Origin of the sequence: Burkholderia sp. SIMBA_051, from assembly GCF_046534915.1 — a bacterium.
Classification (GTDB): domain Bacteria; phylum Pseudomonadota; class Gammaproteobacteria; order Burkholderiales; family Burkholderiaceae; genus Burkholderia; species Burkholderia ambifaria.
Genome location: NZ_JAWRXS010000163.1, coordinates 1 through 295 on the forward strand (window position 1 = coordinate 1; position 295 = coordinate 295).

Sequence of the window (295 nt, forward strand, 5' to 3'; positions counted from 1 at the left end):
TCTCGACCACGTGCTTGCTCCCCTGGATCAAGACCCGGGTGTCGTCCACGCTGACGCCGTAGGGCCTGGGCGTGTGCACCCAGTTAACCTCCAGGAAGGTCTCGAACCCGCCCGCTTTTGCCGGGTCCGGCGACGCCTGCCGGCTGGTCATGGAGAATCGCGCGCCCAGACGGGTCTGCAGCTTGTCGCCCCCCACGCCCTTCACCGTCGTCCCGGTACGTTCCGTGTGCTCGCCGGCTTTCACCCCCGACCAGATGACTTGCGCCTGCGGCCGGACTGCATATCGGTTCTCCCT

General features: G+C 67.1%; 1 protein-coding gene. It reads right to left on the reverse strand.

Annotated features, from left to right (window positions below; translation table 11 throughout):
* On the reverse strand, nt 1-295 hold a 295-nt coding region (locus SB771_RS34015; RefSeq protein WP_410721918.1), incomplete at both ends, for an autotransporter outer membrane beta-barrel domain-containing protein.